The sequence below is a fragment of the Pseudomonas sp. MF08831 genome (assembly GCF_059862645.1).
Window position 1 is genome coordinate 110,240 of sequence record NZ_JCBCUX010000002.1, and the last position, 21,609, is coordinate 131,848.

Sequence of the window (21,609 nt, forward strand, 5' to 3'; positions counted from 1 at the left end):
ATTTGAACATGCTGCAAGTCGACAAGCTGCATCAGTACTACGGCGGTAGCCATATCCTGCGCGGGCTGTCTTTTGACGTGAAGATCGGCGAGGTCACCTGCCTGCTCGGCCGTAACGGTGTGGGCAAAACCACCCTGCTCAAGTGCCTGATGGGTTTGCTGCCGGCCAAAGAAGGCGCGGTGAATTGGGAAGGCAAAGCCATTACCGGGCTCAAGCCGCATCAGCGCGTGCACGCTGGCATTGCCTACGTGCCACAGGGCCGGGAGATTTTTGCGCGGCTGACGGTGGAAGAGAACCTGTTGATGGGCCTGTCGCGCTTTCCGGGTTCTGAGGCCAAGCAAGTGCCGGCGTTTATCTATGAATTGTTCCCCGTACTGCTGCAAATGAAACACCGGCGCGGCGGTGACTTGTCCGGCGGCCAACAGCAACAGTTGGCGATTGGCCGCGCCCTGGCCAGCCGCCCGCGCCTGTTAATCCTCGATGAGCCCACCGAAGGCATCCAGCCGTCGGTGATCAAGGAAATCGGCATGGTGATCAAGAAGCTCGCCGCACGCGGCGATATGGCGATCCTGCTGGTGGAGCAGTTCTATGACTTCGCTGCCGAGCTGGCGGACCAATACCTGGTGATGTCACGCGGCGAAATCGTCCAGCAAGGCCGCGGTGAAAATATGGAAAGTGAGGGTGTACGCGGGCTGGTTACCATCTAATCTGTAGCGTCCTGACGATAAGCACTCAACCATGAACCTGCCCGTTTCCCCTGCCCTGTTCACCCCCAGCTGGCATGCCGAGCTGGACCTCGGCTACGCGCGTTTCGGCGACACCACGCGCCCAGTGATGCGCCGCCACCTCGGCCCGCTGCGCGTGCAAAAGCACCTGTACGCCGAAGGTCCTCAGGTGTGCCAGCACATCATCGTGCACCCGCCCGGCGGGATTGCCGGCGGTGATCGCCTGGACATCCGCGCCCATGTTGGCGCCGGTGCCTGGGCGCAATTGACCAGCCCCGGCGCGGCCAAGTGGTACCGCGCCAGCGGCCCGGCCTTTCAACAGCTTGAATTGACCGTGGAAGCGGGCGCCACGCTGGAGTGGCTGCCCCAGGAAACCATCGTGTTCAGCGCCGCCCAGGCCGAACTCACCACCCGCATTGACCTGCAAGGCGATGCCCGGCTGTTCTACTGGGACGTGGTCGCTCTCGGCCGGCCAGCCAGTGGCGAGCGTTTTGACCTGGGCCACTTTCAAGCGCACCTGGATATCCGCCGCGACGGCCAGTTGCTCTGGCATGAGCGCCAGCGCATTGTAGGCGCCGACGGGTTGCTCGACTCGCCCATCGGGCTGGACGGGCAACCGGTGTTCGCCACACTGCTGCTCACTGGCGATATCGAGCCTGACTTATTGGAAAGCTGCCGCGCCTTGCCCCATGCGGTGCGCGGCGACCTGACCCAACTGCCCGGGCTGCTGGTGGCCCGCTGTTTGGCCAGTGAAGCACTGCTGGCGCGGGGCTGGTTGATTGATGTGTGGAAACTGCTGCGTCCGACCGTACTGGGGCGAGAGGCGGTCCCACCAAGAATTTGGAGCACATGACGATCTGAAGTGGAACCTGTCCCCTGTGGGGGCTGGCTTGCCTGCGATGCAGGCAACTCGGTATAGCTGATGTACCGAGGTGATGCCATCGCAGGCAAGCCAGCTCCCACTCTCGGATCTCTGTTGTTTTTAAGAATGCTGTTTATGAAGGACCTTGAACCATGGATTTGACCCCACGGGAAAAAGACAAACTGCTGATCTTCACCGCAGGCCTGGTCGCCGAACGCCGCCTGGCACGAGGCGTGAAGCTCAACTACCCGGAAACCATCGCCTACATTTCCGCTGCCTTGATGGAAGGTGCCCGCGATGGCCGCACCGTCGCCGATTTGATGCACTACGGCACCACCCTGCTCAGCCGCGAGCAAGTGATGGAAGGCATCCCGGAAATGATCCCGGATATCCAGGTGGAAGCCACCTTTCCCGACGGCACCAAGCTGGTCACCGTCCACCAGCCTATCGCGTGAGAGCCGATCATGATTCGTGATGCAACCGAGCAAGACCTGCCGGCCATTCGAGACATCTACAACGACGCGGTGCTCAACACCACGGCGATCTGGAACGAACAACCCGTCGACCTGGCCAACCGACAGGCCTGGTTCACGGCGCGTCAGGCCCAGGCGTACCCGATCCTGGTGGCGGTGGAAAACGATGAAGTCACCGGCTACGCCTCGTTCGGCGACTGGCGACCCTTTGAAGGCTTTCGCTACAGCGTCGAGCACTCGGTGTATGTGCGCAATGACCAGCGCGGCAAAGGCCTCGGCCCGCGCCTGATGCAAGCGCTGATCGAGCGCGCCCGCAGCGCCGGCAAACACGTGATGGTCGCAGCCATCGAAAGCGGCAACCAGGCGTCTGTTCGCCTGCATGAGCGCCTGGGTTTCACCACCACCGGGCAAATGCCGCAAGTGGGCATCAAGTTCGGCCGCTGGCTGGACCTGACCTTTATGCAACTGACATTGAATCCGGGCGCCGAACCGCCCAAGGAGTGAGATCGATGAACACTGCTCAACTGCGTCGAGTAAATGCTGAAAGTTTTGCCCATTACCGTCTGGGCTTGATCGAGCTGTTGCTGGACGCGGTGAAGCATGGTGCGTCGGTGGGCTTCATGGCGGATTTCGATGAAGCCCAGGCCCGCGACTATCTGAAGGGCGTACAAGCCAGCATCGAAGACGCCAGCCTGCTGCTGTGGGTGGTGGTGCGCGATGAACAGGTGATCGCCAGCGTGCAATTGGCGCTGTGCCAGAAAGCCAATGGCCTCAACCGCGCCGAAGTGCAAAAACTGTTGGTACACAGCAGCGCCCGCCGCCATGGCCTGGGCCAGCAATTGATGAGCGCTCTGGAACTCGCCGCGCGCCAGCACAAGCGCGGCCTGCTGTACCTGGACACCGAAGCCGGCTCCGGTGCCGAAGCCTTTTACCAGTCGCTGCGCTACACCAAAATCGGTGAATTGCCCGACTACTGCCAAAGCCCGGACGGGCGCTACAGCCCGACCGCCATCTACTACAAGACCCTGGGGCAACCTGCATGATTCCTGGTGAATATCAGATCCAGCCTGGCGATATCGAACTGAATGTCGGCCGGCGTACCGTCACCCTCAGCGTGGCCAACAGCGGCGACCGGCCGATCCAGGTGGGTTCGCATTACCATTTTTTTGAAACCAATGACGCGCTGACGTTTGACCGCGCGGCGAGCCGTGGCATGCGCCTGAATATTCCGGCCGGGACGGCGGTGCGGTTCGAGCCGGGGCAGAGCCGTGAGGTCGAGCTGGTCGATTTGAGCGGTGGGCGCCGGGTATTCGGATTTGCCGGACGGATCATGGGCGACCTTTAAGGCCTTATCGGGGGCAAGCCCCCTCCCACATTTTGACCGCGTCCACAAACCAAAGGTGGGAGGGGGCTTGCCCCCGATAGCGGACTCACATTCAACATAATTTTTCAGGGTTCACACACATGAAAATCAGCCGCCAAGCCTACGCCGACATGTACGGCCCCACCGTCGGTGACAAGGTCCGCCTGGCGGACACCGAGCTGTTCGTCGAAGTCGAAAAAGACTTCACCGTGTATGGCGAGGAAGTGAAGTTCGGCGGCGGAAAAGTCATCCGCGACGGCCAGGGCCAAAGCCAGTTGCTCGCCCATGAGGTCGTGGACACGCTGATCACCAACGCGCTGATCATTGACCACTGGGGCATCGTCAAGGCCGACGTCGGCCTGAAGAATGGCCGCATTCACGCGATCGGCAAAGCCGGCAACCCGGATATCCAGCCGGGCGTAACCATGGCCATCGGCGCCAGCACCGAAGTGATCGCCGGTGAAGGCATGATCCTCACCGCCGGCGGCATCGACTCCCATGTGCATTTCATCTGCCCGCAGCAGATCGAAGAAGCGCTGACCAGCGGCGTCACCACCATGATTGGCGGCGGCACCGGCCCGGCCACCGGCACCAACGCCACCACCTGTACGTCAGGCCCGTGGCACCTGGCGCGCATGCTTCAGGCCAGCGATTCGTTCCCGATGAACATTGGCTTCACCGGTAAGGGCAACGCCAGTTTGCCGCAGCCCTTGATCGAGCAGGTCAAGGCCGGCGCCATCGGTTTGAAGCTGCACGAAGACTGGGGCACCACGCCTGCGAGCATTGATAACTGCCTGAGCGTCGCCGATGAATATGACGTGCAGGTCGCCATCCACAGCGACACGCTGAATGAATCCGGCTTCGTCGAAACCACGCTCGCCGCGCTCAAGGGCCGCACCATTCACACCTACCACACCGAAGGCGCCGGAGGCGGCCACGCGCCAGACATCATCAAGGCCTGCGGCTTCCCGAACGTACTGCCCAGCTCCACCAACCCGACCCGGCCGTTCACCCGAAATACCATCGACGAGCACCTGGACATGTTGATGGTCTGCCATCACCTGGACCCCAGCATTGCCGAAGACGTGGCCTTCGCCGAAAGCCGCATCCGCCGCGAGACCATCGCCGCCGAAGACATCCTGCACGACCTCGGCGCGTTCTCGATGATCAGCTCGGACAGCCAGGCCATGGGCCGCGTCGGTGAAGTCATCACGCGCACCTGGCAGACGGCCGACAAAATGAAAAAACAGCGCGGTCCGTTGCCGGGTGACGGCGAAGGCAACGATAACTTCCGCGCCAAGCGCTACATCGCCAAGTACACCATCAACCCGGCGATCACCCACGGCATCAGCCATATCGTCGGCTCTATCGAAGTCGGCAAGTGGGCCGACCTGGTGCTGTGGCGCCCCGCTTTTTTTGGCATCAAACCGACCCTGATTCTCAAAGGCGGCGCGATTGCCTCAAGCCTGATGGGCGATGCCAATGCGTCGATTCCCACGCCGCAGCCGGTGCACTACCGCCCCATGTTCGCCAGCTTCGGCAGTTCGTTGCATGCCACCAGCCTGACCTTTATCAGCCAGGCGGCGCAGGCAGCCGGATTGCCCGAAGCCCTGGGCCTGAAAAAGCAGATTGCGGTGGTCAAGGGGTGTCGCGACGTGCAGAAAACCGACCTGATCCACAACGACTACCTGCCGGCTATCGAAGTGGACCCACAGACCTACCAGGTCAAGGCCGACGGTGTACTGCTGTGGTGCGAGCCGGCCGACGTGCTGCCGATGGCGCAGCGTTACTTCCTGTTCTGACGCCTCGGCGGCCAGGTCATGGGGTTCTGCCCAAGGCCTGGTCGCTGAGCTGACGCAGCAGGTTTTTGCGCGCCACGCCCATTGCGCTCAACTGCGCGAAGTACACCTCATCCGACATCACCTGCCCCGGGCTCAGCTCGCTGGCAGGCAACCCCAAGCGCCGTCCGGCTTCTTCGATGGTCTTGCGCAGCGCGAGTTTGTGCGGCGCGGCCAAACCGCCGTCGGCAGCCCACGTTTGCTGCGCCACCAGCAAGTCGTCCAGGGCATCGGCCTTGGCTTTCAACTCATCGAACTGCGCGCGGTTGGCACCTTCCAGGTAAGTGCACCAGAAATCCTGTTCCAGCAGGTTTTCCCTGAGCAGGTCACCTTGCTCCAGGCGCGTGACACGCTCAAACGCGGCATCCAGCATCGCCGCCGTGACGTCCGGCTCGCGGAACATCATGCTGCGCGACTGCCAGGGCAGGTCCAAGCGTTGCGCGAGCCCGGTGACGTACGCCAGGTGGATCTCGACTTCGTCAATCGGGCGCAACACCCTGCCCTGCGCATCGCGGTGAACAATCGGGTCGCCATTGCCGTTGTACTGGGCAAAGCGCCGGCCGCTCTTGAGCAATTCGCCTACGCGGGCATGGGCAATCCGGCCAAGCTCGTCCAGGCGTGATTTGCCCTTGGCGAGGTCCAGCAGTTCAAGCCCGACCAACTGCCCATCGGGCACCGAATAAGCTTCGCTCAGGAGCACTTCAACCCCCATGGCGTTGAACAGTTGCGCACCGGCATCGACACAGGTGGTGGGCGCACTGGCCATCTGGAACAGCTTGTCGCGCAGAGAGGCATCGGCGTACGCGGCCTCCAGCATGCGCCAGACTTTAGCCGCCAATTCATGCTTGTAGGCCGGGGAGGCCGCGTCGGACGACTCGGAGAGCTTTCTGATTTCGTAAAAAAAACCCTCGGCGCCCGGCGACGCCTCCAGTGCATCCCACAGCGGTTGCTTGGCTTCCCACTGCGTCGGCGTCAGCTCGCCCTTCCAGTGGATACTGTCTTGCGCGCCCCGTGGCGGAAAGCGGCGTTCGGGGTCCAGACCAATCGATTCGATATACAGCTTGAGCCTGGCGAGCACGTCGGGGCTCAACAGGTTGCGGTCTACCACCGTGCGGGCAATCAGCGCCGCGCGGTCAGAGCCGGGTGCCACATCGGGTATACGGCTCAACCGATTGGCAGTCATGTTCAGATAGAACCCACGCGGCCTGACCCGCCCGAACAGGCCGGTGGGCCAACGGTCCAGCCCGGTATTGCTCAGCAACAGCATCTGCAGGTTGGGCATTTGGCTGACATCCGGCGCCAGCCCCAGCGGGTTGCCTTCGAGTTCGAGCATCCACAGGCTTCGCAGTGCACGTAACTGCGCCACGCCGTGCGCGTCCAGCACGATGTGGTTTTCCGAGAGGCTCAACACCCCCAGGCGCGGCATCCGCGACAGCGGCGCGGGCAGGCGGGTCAATCGGCAGTTCTCCAGATTGAGGCTGGACACGCCGGTGAAGTACGTGAGGAAGCGGTGGTTATCATCGCCAAAATCGCTTTCGGACAGGTTCAATTCACTGACGTGACCAAAGCGGGCCGTCAACGCCGGCAAACTGTTGAGTTGGCGGCGAATGCGCACGCCACTCAAGTCGATCTGCTGGCCCAGGTAGTTGCCCAAGTGATCGATATGCCGGGGCCCGATGCCACGCCAGGCGTCCTTGAGCGCGCGCACAATTTTGCTGCGCACCTGCAGTTGCCGCCGGTAAGCGGCACTGCCGAATTCACCGACACCTTCGATAGGCGCGCTCAGCCAGGTTTGCAAGGTGTGATCCAGGGTCTTGTATTCACCTTCCAGGTTCTTGAGCCACTGGTCATTGAAGGGGTCGTTGTCTGCGCGCAATTGCGTCAGTTCTTCGGTGCTGATGTCCGGGAACAATGCACGCACACGCTCTTCAATAATCTGCCCCCAGGTGCCCTGCCCCCTGCCGCTCAGCGGATACCCGCGACGGCCGTCCGGCAGTCGCCGCGCCGGGACAAAAAATGGCCGGCTGTCGGGCTGCATCCCCAGTACCTTGAGCAACTGCTGACGGGGCAGCGCATACCGTTGAATCAACGCTTTCAGCGCCAGCCCTTGCCCAACATGAGGCAGGCCCAACGACGTCCGGTGCGCGTCAGTCAGCGCGTGCTGCAACGAGTCGTAGAAACTGTTGATGCCATGCAAGACGTTGGCCTCCTCGTCGAAGGCCTGGTACTGCCCGTCCGCTACCTGCACGATCACTTTGCGGTGGGAGGCATTGACGGGCCCATAGCTGGCCCGCAACGCGCCATTGAACCCCTCGGCACGCACCTCCAGGCGCAAGTCGTCTTGCCAGCCCGGCAGGGTTTCCAGGGTGTTGAGCACCAGCGCCTCGGTGTCCGGGTTGGCCAGGGCATCCAGGTAAAGGCCTGCATAGGCGCGAACCAAACGCATCTGGCGTTGCAACTGATGCGCCTGCGTGGCCAACGCCAAAGGCACTTTGCCGCGGGTTTCAAGCGCGCTCACCTGACTGGGCCGCGCCCGCGCCAGCAGCTCGCGGGCCATGATCGCGGGCACCCCTTTGAAGTCGCGCTGCAACAGCTGCACAGCTTTTTCGGTGGGCGGTTGCTGGTCGGCATAGAAGCTTTGGAACAGCGTGGATCGATACTGCCGGGCGTGCTGCGCCAGCCGGTTCTGCAGCAACATCGCACGCTGCAACGGGTCGTGGGGCGCGTGTTGCCCGAGCAGCTCGCGGGCATGCTCATCACTGAGCGCACGCGCCACCCGCTCGGGGAGCTTGCCCGCCATCAGGTCCGGAAGGCTGATCCGGATCACCTTCTGAACCGGGGTAATCCCATCGCCGTAAAGCACCGCGTCGCCACCCTCGCTCCTGAACCCCTCAATCGCCCAGGCACGCGGCCAACCTGGCAGGTGCACCATCAGCGCCGCCGCATAGCTGGCCAAACGGCTCGATAAACGCCCACGGTCGATCTGCTCACTCACACTCACCGCATCGGCGTAGGCACGAAACTGCCGCGCGGTGTCGATCAACACCGCAGGCACCGGTTCACTTTCGACATGCAAGCGGCGCAACACGCTTTCGTCAACGTCACTGACCCGCCGAATCTGCTCAAGCTGGGCGTCGCTCAAGCCATCCAGAAACGGCCCGAGGCGCCGCATCAGGCGCGGCTGCTCCCAGCCCAGCGGATACTCCGCCTCATGCACCCAGCCACCGACACCGTTATGGCGCACCTCAGGCTGATAAGCCTCCAGCCGGCCAGGATGCTGGAGGCGACTTTTACCGGGATACGGCTCGCGCTTGAGCACAAACGTCCTGCCTTCCAGGTTCAGCACGTGCTGATTGGCACGTCGATGTATGCCCTCCTCAGAGGCGACAGACTCAGGCGCCAAGGCAATGTCCGCCACATAGGGCTGGATGTCGGGCTTCCATAAACGGGTTTTCCCGCCGGGCAGCCGCACGCTTTTAAGCTGTTCGATAAACGGCGACACCGTGAAGTGAAACGCCACGCCACCGGCGGCCAGCATCGCCAGGTTTTCCACCACATCGTTGAGGTGTGACCAGCCAGCTTCACGGTCCCCTTGCGCCATGTCGACAACACCTTCGAAGGTCTCGTACAGCAACTGCCCGGCCGTCACCGCGAGCATGGCGTAACCCAGCGGCGGTACTGCCATGGAGACCACATTGACCACCAACAGCCCCAGGTTCAGGTAGTGCGACAGGCGCCTGGAGCGGTCGCGCGCATCCGCTTCGGCCGTCGGGATGGCCTGTGTTTTAGCATCGTCGAACAGGCGCACCAGCATGCCTTCATACAGCTCCTCCCACAGATCGACCTCTTCCCAGATCTGTTTGAACGCTACGCCATTGATATGCAGGTTCGGCCCGCTGACCGGCACCCGCGAGGTATGCGCCGGGTCGCCCAGGCTTGAGCTCGCCCAGCGCGTCTCAGGCGCCAGCACACCCGACCAGAAGCGCCCTTGCTCGGAGCGCAGCCACTGGGCAGCCTGCGACTGCAGCGGCGCGTCGACGACCAGTTCGGTCAGCCGATGAAAATAATAAGGTCGATCTTTTTGCGCCACGAAGCGGCTGAAAAACAGTTGGAAGTCGGTGGGCGACCATGGCTGCGAACGGTCGGCCCGGGTCGCCCCCTGAGTCAATCGGTCGGTCATGGCCTGCACAAACGCCGAAGACGTTTCGTAGCGTTTGATCGGGTGCTGCGGGTCGTTGGGGAACCAGGCGATAAACCAGGTGCTGTAGCGGTATTTGACGCACGGCTCGATCAACACGCAGCCCTGCAAACGCAGGTTCATCACGGTTGGCGTGCGATACCAGAGCTGTTTGTCGCCGACCCGGATGTTTTTCTCGCCGCTGGCCACGCGCATCAGCAAGGCGAAATCGCCGTCGCCAATGTCGCCCTGCAGCAGCGCCAGATGGGCTGCGGCACTGAACGCATCTTTTTGGGCGGTGAGATAGCGCTGGCGCAAGACGGCCTGGGACACCACGTCATCAGAACGCAAATGCGACTGCAGGTAGGCCTGGTACTGGCCGCCCAGATCGAGGTCGCGACACAGTCGGGCAAACGCCTCAAGCGTCATGCGCGTGGGGTGCCGCTCGAAATGGCCGCGCTCATCGGGTTGAGTGATAAAGCCGGACGCGCTGTTGAAATGACCGATTGCTGTTTCAGGCGCCTCGAAATTGTTCAGGGCCGCCTGCAGCAGGGAGAAGGTCTTGGGCACGAAACCCCCGGTCGCTCTGCCGAACGTATCCTGAGCCGGGCTATAGAGGCGCACAAAGGTCTGCTCTACGTCCAGTTCATGCCCCGCGTATTTCAACGCGGTTTCCAGCAGCGGCCGGGCAAACGCAACGAGCGTCTGGACCTTGCCCTGGAGCTTTTCCCAGGCGTTGGTTGACTGCCAGGTGGCGTCCAGCACGGTTTTGAGGGTGTCTTTTTGCGCCGGTGTCGCTTGCGCATACCAGGGCGCTACAAGGGGTTTGACGCCGCGCAAGCCAGAACGGTTTTGCGTAGACGCCTGCACCAGATACGGCGGGATGACAGAGGACAGAAACGCGTAATGCTGCCCTTGGTCCCCCGGCAGCGCGAGCGCCGGGGGAAGGGTGATGTGAAGGTCCATGGCGGGTTCCCTTGGGAGGTGATAAAGCGCTGGAGCTTATTCACCACCCACCATTGGCTGGGCCTATCTATGCAGTGCTGCCCTGCAGTGCTCGGTGCCTGGACGCGAGCGTCCTGGCGTCAGCTGTTCCAGTTTTCTCGCGGATCGAACGCGGCTTTTTTTGCCAGCTCCTGCCACAACGCCTTGACCTCATCGTCGCTGGTCTTCGGCATCACGGCCTTGAGCTGCACGAACAGGTAACCGCGCTGCCCGGCCTTGTTCAGCAGGCCATGACCTTTGGCGCGCATGCGTTGGCCGTTCTGGCTGCCGGCCGGCACCTTGAGGTTGATCTTGCCGGTGAGGGTCGGCACGGCCACTTCTGCGCCCAAGGCCAATTCCCATGGCGCCAGGGGCAGGTTGATGATCAGGTTTTCGCCGTCCACTTCAAACCGTGGGTGCGGCGCAAACTTGATGATCAGGTACAGATCGCCATTGGCGCCACCGCCAATACCCGGCGCACCCTGGCCCTTGAGGCGGATGCGCTCGCCGTCGGCCACGCCGGCGGGGATTTTCACGTTCAGGCTTTTGATGGTGTTGCTGACGTGACGACCCGAGGCGTCGTATTGCGGCACCTGGAAGCTGATCTGCTTGGACTCGGTGGACAGCGTCTCTTCAAGGAATACCGACAGCTGCATTTCCACGTCCTGGCCCTTGCGCCCGGTTTGACGGCGCTGACCGCCGCCAAACGCGTCGCCGCGCGAGCCGAAGATCGAACTGAAGAAGTCCGAAAAGTCGCCCGCGTCCTGGCCGCCGCCAAAGTCGCCACGGCTCTGCCAGCCCGGAGGCCCCTGGAACGGCTGGCCATGTTGGCCATATTTGCGCAGTTCGTCGTATTCCGCGCGCTTATCGGCGCTTTTAAGCGCTTCATAGGCTTCGGACGCGTCCTTGAATTTCTCTTCGGCGTCTTTTTCCTTGCTCACGTCCGGGTGATATTTGCGTGCGAGCTTGCGATAGGCGGCCTTGATTTCCTTGTCATCGGCGCTCGGCTCGACACCCAGAATCTTGTAGTAGTCTTTGAAATCCATCGGCGGTTCACCATCCTTAATCGAGATCGCACAGCCCGGGGCACAACGTGCGCTGCATGCACCTGTTGAGTGATGTGGCCTGGGGGTGCGTCAAAGTGTTATCGGCGCTAGCCGTATGCAATAGATGTGGGGGCAAATCCCGCACTTTCAAGCACGATTTAACGGATGGTCGGCCTACGCATCCGTGCCCGACTGGCATACACTGCGCGGCCGTTTTTCAACCGGAACCCGATAGACATGAAAAACCCATCCCCAGCCCGTGCCTGCGGTATCGACTTCGGCACGTCCAACTCCACCGTCGGCTGGATCCGCCCCGGCATGGAAACGCTTATTGCGCTGGAGGACGACAAGATCACGTTGCCGTCGGTGGTGTTCTTCAACTTCGAGGAGCGCCGCCCGGTGTACGGTCGCCTGGCCCTGCACGAGTACCTGGAAAACTACGAAGGCCGGCTGATGCGCTCGCTCAAGAGCCTGCTGGGCTCCAAGCTGATCAAGCACGACACCAGCGTACTCGGCACGGCAATGCCGTTCACCGACCTGCTGGCGCTGTTTATCGGCCAGCTCAAGAGTCGCGCCGAAGCCAACGCCGGCCGTGAATTCGAAGAAGTGGTACTGGGTCGCCCGGTGTTTTTCGTCGATGACGACCCGATGGCCGACCAGGAAGCGGAAAACACCCTGGTCGATGTCGCCCGCAAAATCGGTTTCAAGGACATTTCCTTCCAGTACGAACCGATTGCAGCGGCGTTCGACTACGAGTCCACCATTGAGAAGGAAGAGTTGGTACTGATCGTCGACATCGGCGGTGGTACGTCCGACTTCTCGCTGGTGCGCCTGTCACCGGATCGCCGTCACAATGACAACCGTCACGACGACATCCTTGCCACCGGCGGCGTGCACATCGGCGGTACCGACTTCGACAAACAGCTCAGCCTGCAAGGCATGATGCCGCTGTTCGGCTACGGCAGCCGCATGAAAAGCGGCGCCTACATGCCCACCAGCCACCACATGAACCTGGCCACCTGGCACACCATCAACTCGGTGTACTCGCAAAAATCGCAGCTGGCACTGGGCAGCATGCGCTACGACATCGAAGACACCGGCGGCATCGACCGCCTGTTCAAGCTGATCGAACAGCGCGCCGGGCACTGGCTGGCCATGGAAGTGGAAGAAACCAAGATCCAGCTGACCCACGAGGACAGCCGCCACGTGTTGCTCGACCGGGTTGAGCCGGGGTTGAGCGTGGAGCTGAGCCGCGCGCTGTTCGAGTCCGCCATCGATGGCTTGCTCGAGCGCGTGCGCAACAGTGTCACGCAGCTGCTGACCGATGCGTCGGTCAGTGTGGCGCAAGTGGACACGGTGTTCTTTACCGGGGGCTCCAGCGGCATTCCGGCACTGCGCCACAGCATTTCGGCGATGTTGCCGAATGCGCGGCACGTGGAAGGCAATATCTTCGGCAGTATCGGCAGTGGTTTGGCGATTGAGGCCAGCAAGCGTTACGGCAGCTGACCGGCCCCGATTTCACTCACACAGCAAATCCAAAATGTGGGAGCGGGTTTGCTCGCGAAGGCGGTGCTTCAGTACCAGATGTGCTGACTGACACACCGCTTTCGCGAGCAAGCCCGCTCCCACATTTTTTTGAACGGTGAAGACCGCCTAGTGGTGATAAACCGTCCACACCCCAATCAGTATCAGGCCCCACACCACCGCGCCCGGCACGATCACCAGGTAGTTCCACAGGTTAAAGCGAGCGTTGCTCTGCCCTTCTGGGTCACCTGCCGCGAAATTGACCAGGCCCTGGGCGTGTTGAAGGATGTAGGCACACAGCGGAACGGCCAGGAGCATCAGCGGCTTATAGGCAAACCAGGGCTGGAAACGGTCAGCGGCTATTTCGAAAACCCGGGCGCCGACCGTCACCACCACGAACACCGTCGCCCATTGCTCAAAGTCAAAATCGAACTTTCGGCCGCTGCGGGCCACGCGATCAGCGGCCCGGCGATAGAGCTGGTGGATAAAGAAAATAAAAAAAATGGCGCGCGCCAACGGCGAGATGTCCACCTGATTGGCCTTTTTGTACAAACTCCAGTTTTTATACGACCAGATGTAGGTGTACAGCCCAAAGCTCAGAACGCTCAACACCAGCAGCTTGGTTTTGGAAATGACGTAAAACTCTGAAGACGTCTTTACCGTCTCGGTCAGCTCCGCCGCTGGCGGAGCGTAGATATTGTCGCTCACTGCTTGCTTCCCCTTAATTCCCTTTAAAGTTCAAGCGAGTGCGTTAAACCATTCCGGCGAGCTTCAGCTCACTCTTCAAGTACGCATAGTAAATCGGCCCCGCCACCACGCCCGGCAGGCCGAATGCGGCTTCGAACACCAGCATCGCCAGCAACAATTCCCACGACTTGGCGCTGATCTGCCCGCCAACGATGCGCGCGTTGAGGAAGTACTCGACCTTGTGGATCACGATCAAATACCCCAGCGCCGCCACTGCGACCCAAATCGACAGCGACAACGCGACGATGGTGATCAGCGTATTGGAGATCAGGTTGCCGATCACCGGCAGCAGGCCGACCAGGAAGGTCAGCACGATCAGGGTCTTGGTCAGCGGCAGGTGAATCCCGCACAGCGGCAGCACGATCCCGAGGAAGATCGCAGTGAACAGGGTGTTGAGCGCGGCGATCTTGATTTGGGCGAAGACGATGTTGCGAAACGCCTGGACCAGCAGGTGCAGGCGGTCGAACAAGGCGGCGGCCAGCGGTTTGCGCTTGGTCAGGTCGGGCACGCGCTGCAGGGCAATGATCGCGCCCAGCACCATGCCGATGAGCAGGGTGACGAACATGTGGGCAGCGTCTTTGCCGACCAGTTGCAGTTCGCTCAGGTGCTTGCTCAGCCAGTCGCCGATGGCCACGCGAAACTCGGCGGCGCTGGCGGGCAGGTAGGCGTCGAAAAACGGCGGCAGCTGGCCGCGCGCGCGATCGACCACACCCATGAATTTGTCGAGGGAAGCCCCGGGATTTTCCGCTTCGTGGAGCAGGAAACTGATGGCGCCGGCAAAGATCAGGGCCAGCACGCTGACGATCAAGGTGCCGAGCAACGCCACAGCGAGCCAGCGCGCGCGCCGACCTTCGATCAGCCGCTGCAATTGCGGGGTGAGCATGTTGACCAGTTCATAAACCAACAGGCCGGCCAGCAGGCTGGGCAGCAGCTTGAGCGGCAGGACCAGCAATAACCCACCGAAAATGATGATGCAACTGACCAGCAACAACACGTGACGCTGAGAAAACGTTGGCATACAGCCTCAAAACGAACGGCGTTAAAGGATGGGCAGTCTGCCAGCCTTGAGGGAATCAAGCGAGAGGCCAGGGTGTGAATGCGATCAACTGTGGGAGCTGGCTTGCCCGCGATAGCATCACCTCGGTTTGCCTGATACACCGAGGTGTCTGCATCGCGGGCAAGCCCGGCTCCCACACCTGAACGCCAGCGTGCGCGAAAGCGTGATCAGCTACCCTTGAGGCAAGTGCTCATAAAGGTCTTGCGTGCATCGCCGGTCAACGCCTTGGTTTTCGCCGTGGCATTGCAGTCTTTCATCTTCTGCTGCTGGGGCGTCAGGGTCTTGGCGTCGTTGGCTGCCGGAGCGGCCTTGAGGCACGTGCTCATGAATGTTTTGCGCTCGTCGCCCGTCTTGCCTTTGGCTTCGGCGTTGCAGGTGGTCATTTTTTGTTGCTGGGCGGTCTGTGCGGCGGTGGCGGCAAACCCTTGGGAACACAGCAGCAGGCCCATCATCAACAGCGGAATACGCAGCATCTTCATGGAGTTTTCTCCCTGTTACCGTGCCGGGGGGGCACGGCCTACGCAGGAGTGTAGTCAAAGCCCGTTACATCTTCACCGACCGCGAATATTAGTTCGACGATACTGCTCCGGTGTGCAGCCGGCGTGGCGCTGGAACATCGCGATGAACGCCGAGGCGGTGCTGTAACCCAGGTCAAATGCCACGTGTTGCACGCTGCGCTCGCTGTCGAGAGCCTCGATGGCCGCAAGGTAGCGCAGGCGCTGGCGCCATTCGCCAAAGCTCATGCCCAATTCCCGCACAAATTGCCGCGCCAGGGTGCGTTCGCTCACATGCACCTGCTCGGCCCAGTGCGCCAACGGGCGGTTGTCCCCGGGCGCGGCCTGCATGCCTTCAAGCACACCGAGCAGGCCGGGGTGACGCGCGTAGGGCAGGAAGCAATCGTGAATCGGCGCTTGTTTGAGTTGGTCCACCAGCACCTGGGCCAAACGGATATCGGCTTCGGTCTGCGGGATATTGACGTCACGCTGGGCAAAGTCGCTGAGGATGGCTTTGAGAATCTCGCTGATCGCCAGGGTGCACGGCGCCTGTGGCAATTGCTCGCAGAGTTCCGGGGCCAGGCCTACCGAACGATAGACAATCGCCTGGGCGTTGTAGGAGCTGTGCTCGGTGTTCGGCGGGATCCACACCGCGTACTGCGGCGGCGACATAAAGCGGCTGCCGGCCACTTCCATGCGCATCACGCCGTTGGCCGAATAGTCCAGCGAACCCCAGAAATGCCGGTGCGGGGTGCACTCGGTGTCGGGAGCGAAATCGGAGTAACGAAAGTAGACCGGGCTCGGCAGGCTGTGGAAATCCGCGAGGCGTACGGTGTGTCTGGCCATATTGTCTGGATACAAAGGTCGGTTGTCTGGATCGCAGTATAGGCTTCGATCCAGACAAGGGATAATCCCGCCTCATCAACACACCTGGTTCCTTTCAATGCAATACGCGTATCCCCTGCTGGCCATCTTCATCTGGGCCGGTAATACCGTGGTCAACAAACTGGCCGTGGGCACCCTCTTCCCGGCAGAAATCGGCTTTTACCGCTGGTTGCTGGCGGCGCTGCTGTTTACCCCGTTCATGCTCAAGCCGGTGATCGCCAACTGGCCGCTGATTCGCCCGAACCTAGGCAAGATCTTCATCCTCGGCGTATTGGGTATGGCGGTGTATCAAAGCCTGGCCTACTACGCCGCGGCCCTGACCTCGGCGACCAACATGGGCATCATCCTTTCGCTGATGCCGTTGATGGCATTGACCGCCGCCATTATCAGCCTCGGCCAGCGCCTGACCTTCGGCGCGCTGACCGGTGCGGTACTGTCGTTTGCCGGCGTGGTGGTGGTGGTGTCGGCCGGCAGTCTGGGCGCGTTGCTGCAACACGGGCTCAACCTGGGCGACGCCATGATGCTGATCGCCACCCTGGCCTATGCGGTTTACAGCACGCTGCTGAAAAAATGGCAGTTGCGCCTGCCGCCCCTGGTGTTGCTGTATTTGCAGGTGCTGGTGGCGGTGGTGGTGCTGTTTCCATTGTTCCTGTTCTCGAACAAGGCTGGCCTGGGCTGGGCGAATATTCCGCTGGTGCTGTATGCCTGCCTGCTCGCCTCGATGCTCGCGCCGTTGGCGTGGATGCATTCGGTGAAGACCTTGGGGCCAAGCCGCACCACGCTGTTTTTCAACCTGCTGCCGTTGATTACCGCGCTGATTGCGGCGGTGGTGCTCAAGGAAGAGCTGGCGATGTACCACTTGGTGGGTGGATTGCTGACATTGGGCGGGGTGATTTTGTCGGAGCGCTGGACCACGCCGGTGCGCCAAGAGGTCAGCGTCGCCTGATAGACCGCTATCGCGGGCAAGCCCGGCTCCCACAGCTGACCGTGTTCCAACCTTGGAATGGGGGCGAATGTGGGAGCTGGCTTGCCTGCGATGAACGATGACGCGGCCCACCTGCTAAACCCCGGCAGCCTTCAACCGCTGCGCATGTTCAACAAACAACCGAATCGGCTCCGCCCCCTTGCCCACCAGCCCCATCGACTGGTTGACGATATCAAAGTGGTCCAGCGGGTAGTCATCGCCAATCACCAGCCCCAAGTGTGAGCTGTAGCGCCCGACCATGCCGTCGCACTGGCCTTTTTCGCGCACAAAGCTACGCGCAAACAACCGACAACTGCGGTGTGTGCCGTCCAGCAGGTTACGCCCGCGATCGGTCTTGCCCGGCTGCAAGGTGCCGGACCACGAGTAATAACGCACGCCGTTGACCACCTCGGCGCCCTGCCCGCCCCATGTTGACGGCAAACCCTGAGGGAACTGACGGTTGAACAGCGCCACGCCTTCGCAGGTCAGGGACTGGTGCGAGGCCTGCACATCCGCCTTGAAGCGCGGCCCGCGATAGCCGGTCTCAAGCACGCCCATCACCCAGGCAGCCAAATGCAGCACCGCGCTTACGAGCCGGCCCTTCCAATGGTCTGCGGGGTAATGAACCTGGAAGTGGTCTGCCAATTCCGAGCCATGGTTAGGCCCGGCCACCGATGTCACCGACGCCACCCATTCTGGACGCATGGCCGCCGCGTAACGTGCCGTCAGCGAGCCCTGGCTGTGCCCGATCAGGTTGACCTTTTCGGTACCTGTTTGCCGGCGAATGCGCTCGATCTGGGCCAGCAACTGCTCGCCGCGCACCTCACTGGCGTTCAGCGGCGCCACCTGCACCGGGAACACCTGCGCGCCGCCCGCCCGCAACGCCGGGACAATGCCGTACCAGTAGGGGAACAGCCCCAGGCGCACAAAACCCAGCATGCCGGGCACCAACACAAGCGGGTAACGCGTGGCGAGGGATTCGTCCATGCAGCGGATATCCTGATCGGGAAGACGATACGGTCATCCTAGACCACGCGAGATGACCGCCCCGTGACCGCCAGCGCTTTAGAAATGCCCCGCCAGGTCGTGCAGCTGGCGCTCGGCTTCCACACAGGCACGCAGGAACACGCTTTTGTCCGACTCTTCACCTTCGGCAGCGATCACCCGAATGTCATCGATGCCGATGTAACCCAGCGCTGTGCGCAGGTGCGGGTCGGCGTGGTTCATCGCCTCGTTTTCGCCACCGGGGCCAAACCCGTTGCCGCCACGGCTGGTGATGATCAGTGCGCGCTTGCCCTTGAGCAACGGCTGGTAGTGCGCGATGCCCTGGCTGTCGTGACTGATGTCGAAGGTCAGCCCCATGCGCACGATTTGATCGATCCAGGCCTTGAGGCCGCTGGGTACACCGAAGTTGTACAGCGGCATGGAAATCACCAGCCGCTCATGTTCAATCAGCTCGCCGACCAGCTCGTCACTCAGTTGCAGGTCGGCCTTCATCACCTTCGGCAGGGACTGCGGCTCGGGGTAAAAATTTGCCGCGACGAACGCCTCGCTGACATGCGGAATAAAAGCCCGACCGACTTCGCGCCGGGTGATCTGCGCATCAGGGTTGGCCGCCTGCCAGGCATCGAGAAACGATTCGGCCAAACGCCGGGAGTGAGAACGTTCGCCACGCGGGCTGGCGTGGACCACTAGCATTTTTTTCATCTGTTAAAACCTTCACAGGGTAGACTCGGGCAATCGGTATAACTGCCGCGCTTGCTCGCAAATCTAGAGCCGGGCGCGCTGACCGACAAATGAGCAATAGTTATTCCAGATGAATTCATCTCATTCATGGAGCCCCTGATGTTTGCCTCGCTGCCCCTTACTGCCCTGCGCACCTTTGAATCAGCCTCGCGCCTGTTGAGCTTCAAGGCTGCTGCCCAGGAACTGTCAGTCACACCCACGGCGGTGTCCCACCAGATCCGCGCGCTGGAAACCTGGCTGGGCGTGCGATTGTTCGAACGCCTGCCGCGGCAGGTGCGCCTGACCGAAGGCGGCGAGCGCTTGTTTCACAGCGTGCACGGCGCCCTGCTGGACGTGGCGCAAAGCGTCGACAGCCTGCGCCCGCAGCGCAGCGCCGGCCATCTCACGGTGTCCACTACGCCGGCGTTTGCAGCCCTGTGGCTGGTGCCTCGACTGGGGCGCTTCTACACCGCCCACCCGGATATCAACTTGCGCCTGGACACCCAGTGCGAGGTGGTCGACCTGCAGCAGGACGCCAGCATCGATCTGGTGATTCGCTACAGCATCGGCGATTACCCGAATCTCTACGGCCAGTGCCTGTTCGATGAGTGCTTTGCGGTGTATGGCGCGCCTGACGTGGTCGCGCGGGCCAGCGCGCAAGTGCCGACGCTGATCAGCGTGCGCTGGCACAATTCCCGGCTCTATGCCCTCGGCTGGCAAGCCTGGTGCGAAAAGGCCGGCGAGACTTGGCTGAACCACGCACTGCCGTTGCGCGAATACGACGAAGAGCATTACGCGCTGCAAGCGGCGATCGCCGGCCAGGGCCTGGTGCTGGCAAGCAATATTCTGGTGTCGGAAAGCGTTGCCACCGGCTTACTGGTGCCCTACCGGCCGCAGATCAGCGTGCAAGGGGCCGGTTACAGTGCGCTTTGCGTGCCGGGCCGTGAACGGCATCCGCCGGTGCGCGCGTTTTTCCAGTGGGTACAGGCGCAAGCGAAGCTGTCCGGCCAGACACTTTAAAATCCGATAAAACTTTTTGCGTCGCGCAGCACTCACAACTTGGAGCGATCACGCCGGCAGAGCGTGGCGTAAAACCGGATTAGCACCAGGAGATTGAGATGACTGAAGCACATTTGACTGACGTTGCGACCCTGCGCTCACGCGCCCGCCAGAACGTCGAAAACGGCGCCGTCACCGAAGGCTACGACGCTGACCGCGAAGAAATCATTCGCCTGCTCAACGCGTCACTGGCTACCGAGCTGGTGTGCGTGCTGCGCTACAAACGCCACTACTTCATGGCCACCGGCCTGAAAGCCAGCGTCGCGGCCGATGAGTTCCTGGAGCACGCCACCCAGGAAGCCGAGCACGCCGACAAACTGGCCGAGCGCATCGTGCAACTGGGCGGCGAGCCGGAATTCAACCCCGACTTGCTGTCGAAAAACTCCCACGCTCAATACGTGGCGGGCAACAACCTGAAGGAAATGGTCTACGAAGACCTGGTAGCCGAGCGCATTGCCGTGGACAGCTACCGCGAAATCATCCAGTACATCGGCGACAAAGACCCGACCACGCGTCGCATCTTTGAAGAAATCCTGGCCCAGGAAGAAGAACACGCCGACGACATGGCGGATATTCTGCAGGACCTGTAACCCGCCATACCGCTGAACCCATGTGGGAGCGGGCTTGCTTGCGAAAGCGCAGTGTCAGTTGATGAAAGTGTCGACTGAACCACCGCTATCGCAGGCAAGCCAGCTCCCACATTTGGTTTTGGGTTGCGTCAGTTACTCTTTCACTGTTTTCGGCGCCTGACAGGGCGGATACTTTGAGAGCCCTGTATCCCGCCACACCGCTGAACCCCTGTGGGAGCGGGCTTGCCCGCGAAAGCGGTGGGCCAGCCAATGAAGATATCGACTCAACCACCGCTATCGCAGGCAAGCCAGCTCCCACATTTGGTTTTGGGTTGCGTCAGTTACTCCTTCGCCGTGTCCGGCGGCTGATCAGGGTGGATATTTTGTTAGCCCAGTAACCCGCCACAGTGCTGAACCCTGTGGGAGCGGGCTTGCCCGCGAAAGCGGTGGCCCAGCCAATGAAGATATCGACTCAGCCATCGCCTTCGCAGGCAAGCCAGCTCCCACATTTGGTTTTGGCTTGCGTCAGTTACTTTTTCACCGTGTCCGGCGGCTGATCAGGGCGGATACTTTGCCAGCCCTGCCACCCGCCACACCGCTGAACCCCTGTGGGAGCGGGCTTGCCCGCGAAAGCGGTGGGCCAGCCAATGAAGATATCGACTCAACCACCGCTATCGCAGGCAAGCCAGCTCCCACATTTGGTTTTGGGTTGCGTCAGTTACTCCTTCGCCGTGTCCGGCGGCTGATCAGGGTGGATATTTTGTTAGCCCAGTAACCCGCCACAGTGCTGAACCCTGTGGGAGCGGGCTTGCCCGCGAAAGCGGTGGCCCAGCCAATGAAGATATCGACTCAGCCATCGCCTTCGCAGGCAAGCCAGCTCCCACATTTGGTTTTGGGTTTCGTCAGTTACTTTTTCACCGTGTCCGGCGGCTGAAAGGGCAGATATTTTGTCAACCCTGCCACCCGCCACACCGCTGAATCCCTGTGGGAGCGGGCTTGCTCGCGAAAGCGGTGGGTCAGTCAATGAAGATATTGACTCAGCCACCGCTGTCGCAGGCAAGCCAGCTCCCACATTTGGTTTTGGGTTTCGTCAGTTACTCATTCACCGTTTTCGCGC

The 21,609-nt window shown here is 61.5% G+C and carries 19 protein-coding genes; 11 read left to right on the plus strand and 8 right to left on the minus strand.

All coding sequences use genetic code 11. The features are described 5' to 3' along the window. Window positions 1-8 precede the first annotated feature (8 nt). The 7 genes from urtE (at window position 9) to ureC (ending at window position 5,225) form a co-directional block, all read left to right on the plus strand. Entirely contained in the window at window positions 9-707 is a 699-nt protein-coding gene (gene urtE, locus AC19YS_RS03905; protein ID WP_106577671.1) for an urea ABC transporter ATP-binding subunit UrtE, read from the plus strand. Between the two features lie 31 nt (window positions 708-738). Then, window positions 739-1,578: an urease accessory protein UreD gene (locus tag AC19YS_RS03910; protein WP_106577670.1), complete on the plus strand. Its 840-nt coding sequence runs from the start codon at window positions 739-741 to the stop codon at window positions 1,576-1,578. 161 nt (window positions 1,579-1,739) lie between these two features. After that, window positions 1,740-2,042, plus strand: a complete 303-nt coding sequence (ureA, locus tag AC19YS_RS03915) for an urease subunit gamma (RefSeq protein ID WP_003171437.1) — start codon at window positions 1,740-1,742, stop codon at window positions 2,040-2,042. Between the two features lie 9 nt (window positions 2,043-2,051). Next, on the plus strand, window positions 2,052-2,564 hold the full coding sequence (locus AC19YS_RS03920) for a GNAT family N-acetyltransferase (protein WP_500600991.1): 513 nt from the start codon (window positions 2,052-2,054) through the stop codon (window positions 2,562-2,564). A 5-nt stretch (window positions 2,565-2,569) separates the two neighbouring features. Beyond that, window positions 2,570-3,103: a GNAT family N-acetyltransferase gene (locus AC19YS_RS03925; protein WP_106577668.1), complete on the plus strand. Its 534-nt coding sequence runs from the start codon at window positions 2,570-2,572 to the stop codon at window positions 3,101-3,103. Continuing rightward, window positions 3,100-3,405 carry an urease subunit beta gene (locus tag AC19YS_RS03930; RefSeq protein WP_049710249.1) on the plus strand — a complete coding sequence of 102 codons (306 nt, stop codon included), beginning with the start codon at window positions 3,100-3,102 and terminating at the stop codon, window positions 3,403-3,405. Before AC19YS_RS03925 ends, AC19YS_RS03930 begins: the two co-directional genes overlap by 4 nt. A 119-nt stretch (window positions 3,406-3,524) precedes the next feature. Beyond that, window positions 3,525-5,225: an urease subunit alpha gene (gene ureC / locus AC19YS_RS03935; protein ID WP_106577666.1), complete on the plus strand. Its 1,701-nt coding sequence runs from the start codon at window positions 3,525-3,527 to the stop codon at window positions 5,223-5,225. A 16-nt stretch (window positions 5,226-5,241) separates the two neighbouring features. Here ureC and AC19YS_RS03940 read toward each other — a convergent pair whose 3' ends face one another. Further along, on the minus strand, window positions 5,242-10,404 hold the full coding sequence (locus AC19YS_RS03940) for a dermonecrotic toxin domain-containing protein (protein WP_500600992.1): 5,163 nt from the start codon (window positions 10,402-10,404) through the stop codon (window positions 5,242-5,244). A 119-nt stretch (window positions 10,405-10,523) separates the two neighbouring features. After that, window positions 10,524-11,468, minus strand: coding sequence for a DnaJ C-terminal domain-containing protein (locus tag AC19YS_RS03945; protein ID WP_200624048.1), 945 nt, complete (start codon window positions 11,466-11,468; stop codon window positions 10,524-10,526). 237 nt (window positions 11,469-11,705) lie between these two features. Between AC19YS_RS03945 and AC19YS_RS03950 the strand changes: the two genes are divergently transcribed. Beyond that, the gene (locus AC19YS_RS03950; RefSeq protein ID WP_012721959.1) at window positions 11,706-12,974 is read left to right on the plus strand and encodes an Hsp70 family protein; all 1,269 of its coding nucleotides are present in this window, start codon (window positions 11,706-11,708) and stop codon (window positions 12,972-12,974) included. Window positions 12,975-13,121: 147 nt separating this feature from the next. Here the strand turns inward: AC19YS_RS03950 and AC19YS_RS03955 are convergent, their stop codons facing one another. The 4 genes from AC19YS_RS03955 to AC19YS_RS03970 all read right to left on the minus strand — a co-directional run bounded on the left by AC19YS_RS03955 (window position 13,122) and on the right by AC19YS_RS03970 (window position 16,136). Further along, window positions 13,122-13,700, minus strand: coding sequence for a hypothetical protein (locus tag AC19YS_RS03955; protein ID WP_500600994.1), 579 nt, complete (start codon window positions 13,698-13,700; stop codon window positions 13,122-13,124). Window positions 13,701-13,743: 43 nt separating this feature from the next. Further along, window positions 13,744-14,757: an AI-2E family transporter gene (locus AC19YS_RS03960; RefSeq protein ID WP_106577662.1), complete on the minus strand. Its 1,014-nt coding sequence runs from the start codon at window positions 14,755-14,757 to the stop codon at window positions 13,744-13,746. Between the two features lie 206 nt (window positions 14,758-14,963). Next, a complete protein-coding gene (locus AC19YS_RS03965) occupies window positions 14,964-15,275 on the minus strand; it encodes a PsiF family protein (RefSeq protein WP_106577661.1) in 312 nt (103 codons plus the stop codon). A gap of 72 nt (window positions 15,276-15,347) precedes the next feature. Beyond that, window positions 15,348-16,136, minus strand: a complete 789-nt coding sequence (locus AC19YS_RS03970) for an AraC family transcriptional regulator (RefSeq protein WP_119737859.1) — start codon at window positions 16,134-16,136, stop codon at window positions 15,348-15,350. A gap of 97 nt (window positions 16,137-16,233) precedes the next feature. On the opposite strand from AC19YS_RS03970, the gene AC19YS_RS03975 reads away from it, so the two are divergent. Then, complete coding sequence (locus tag AC19YS_RS03975) at window positions 16,234-17,121, plus strand: DMT family transporter (protein WP_214248080.1); 888 nt, start codon at window positions 16,234-16,236, stop codon at window positions 17,119-17,121. 114 nt (window positions 17,122-17,235) lie between these two features. Here AC19YS_RS03975 and AC19YS_RS03980 read toward each other — a convergent pair whose 3' ends face one another. Then, complete coding sequence (locus AC19YS_RS03980) at window positions 17,236-18,126, minus strand: esterase/lipase family protein (protein WP_500600995.1); 891 nt, start codon at window positions 18,124-18,126, stop codon at window positions 17,236-17,238. Window positions 18,127-18,204: 78 nt separating this feature from the next. Beyond that, complete coding sequence (locus AC19YS_RS03985) at window positions 18,205-18,846, minus strand: FMN-dependent NADH-azoreductase (protein WP_200624045.1); 642 nt, start codon at window positions 18,844-18,846, stop codon at window positions 18,205-18,207. A 126-nt stretch (window positions 18,847-18,972) separates the two neighbouring features. On the opposite strand from AC19YS_RS03985, the gene AC19YS_RS03990 reads away from it, so the two are divergent. Together AC19YS_RS03990 and AC19YS_RS03995 are read left to right on the plus strand one after the other, a co-directional pair. Then, a complete protein-coding gene (locus AC19YS_RS03990) occupies window positions 18,973-19,884 on the plus strand; it encodes a LysR substrate-binding domain-containing protein (RefSeq protein ID WP_200624044.1) in 912 nt (303 codons plus the stop codon). Between the two features lie 98 nt (window positions 19,885-19,982). Next, window positions 19,983-20,513, plus strand: coding sequence for a ferritin-like domain-containing protein (locus AC19YS_RS03995; RefSeq protein ID WP_106577657.1), 531 nt, complete (start codon window positions 19,983-19,985; stop codon window positions 20,511-20,513). Window positions 20,514-21,609 lie beyond the last annotated feature (1,096 nt).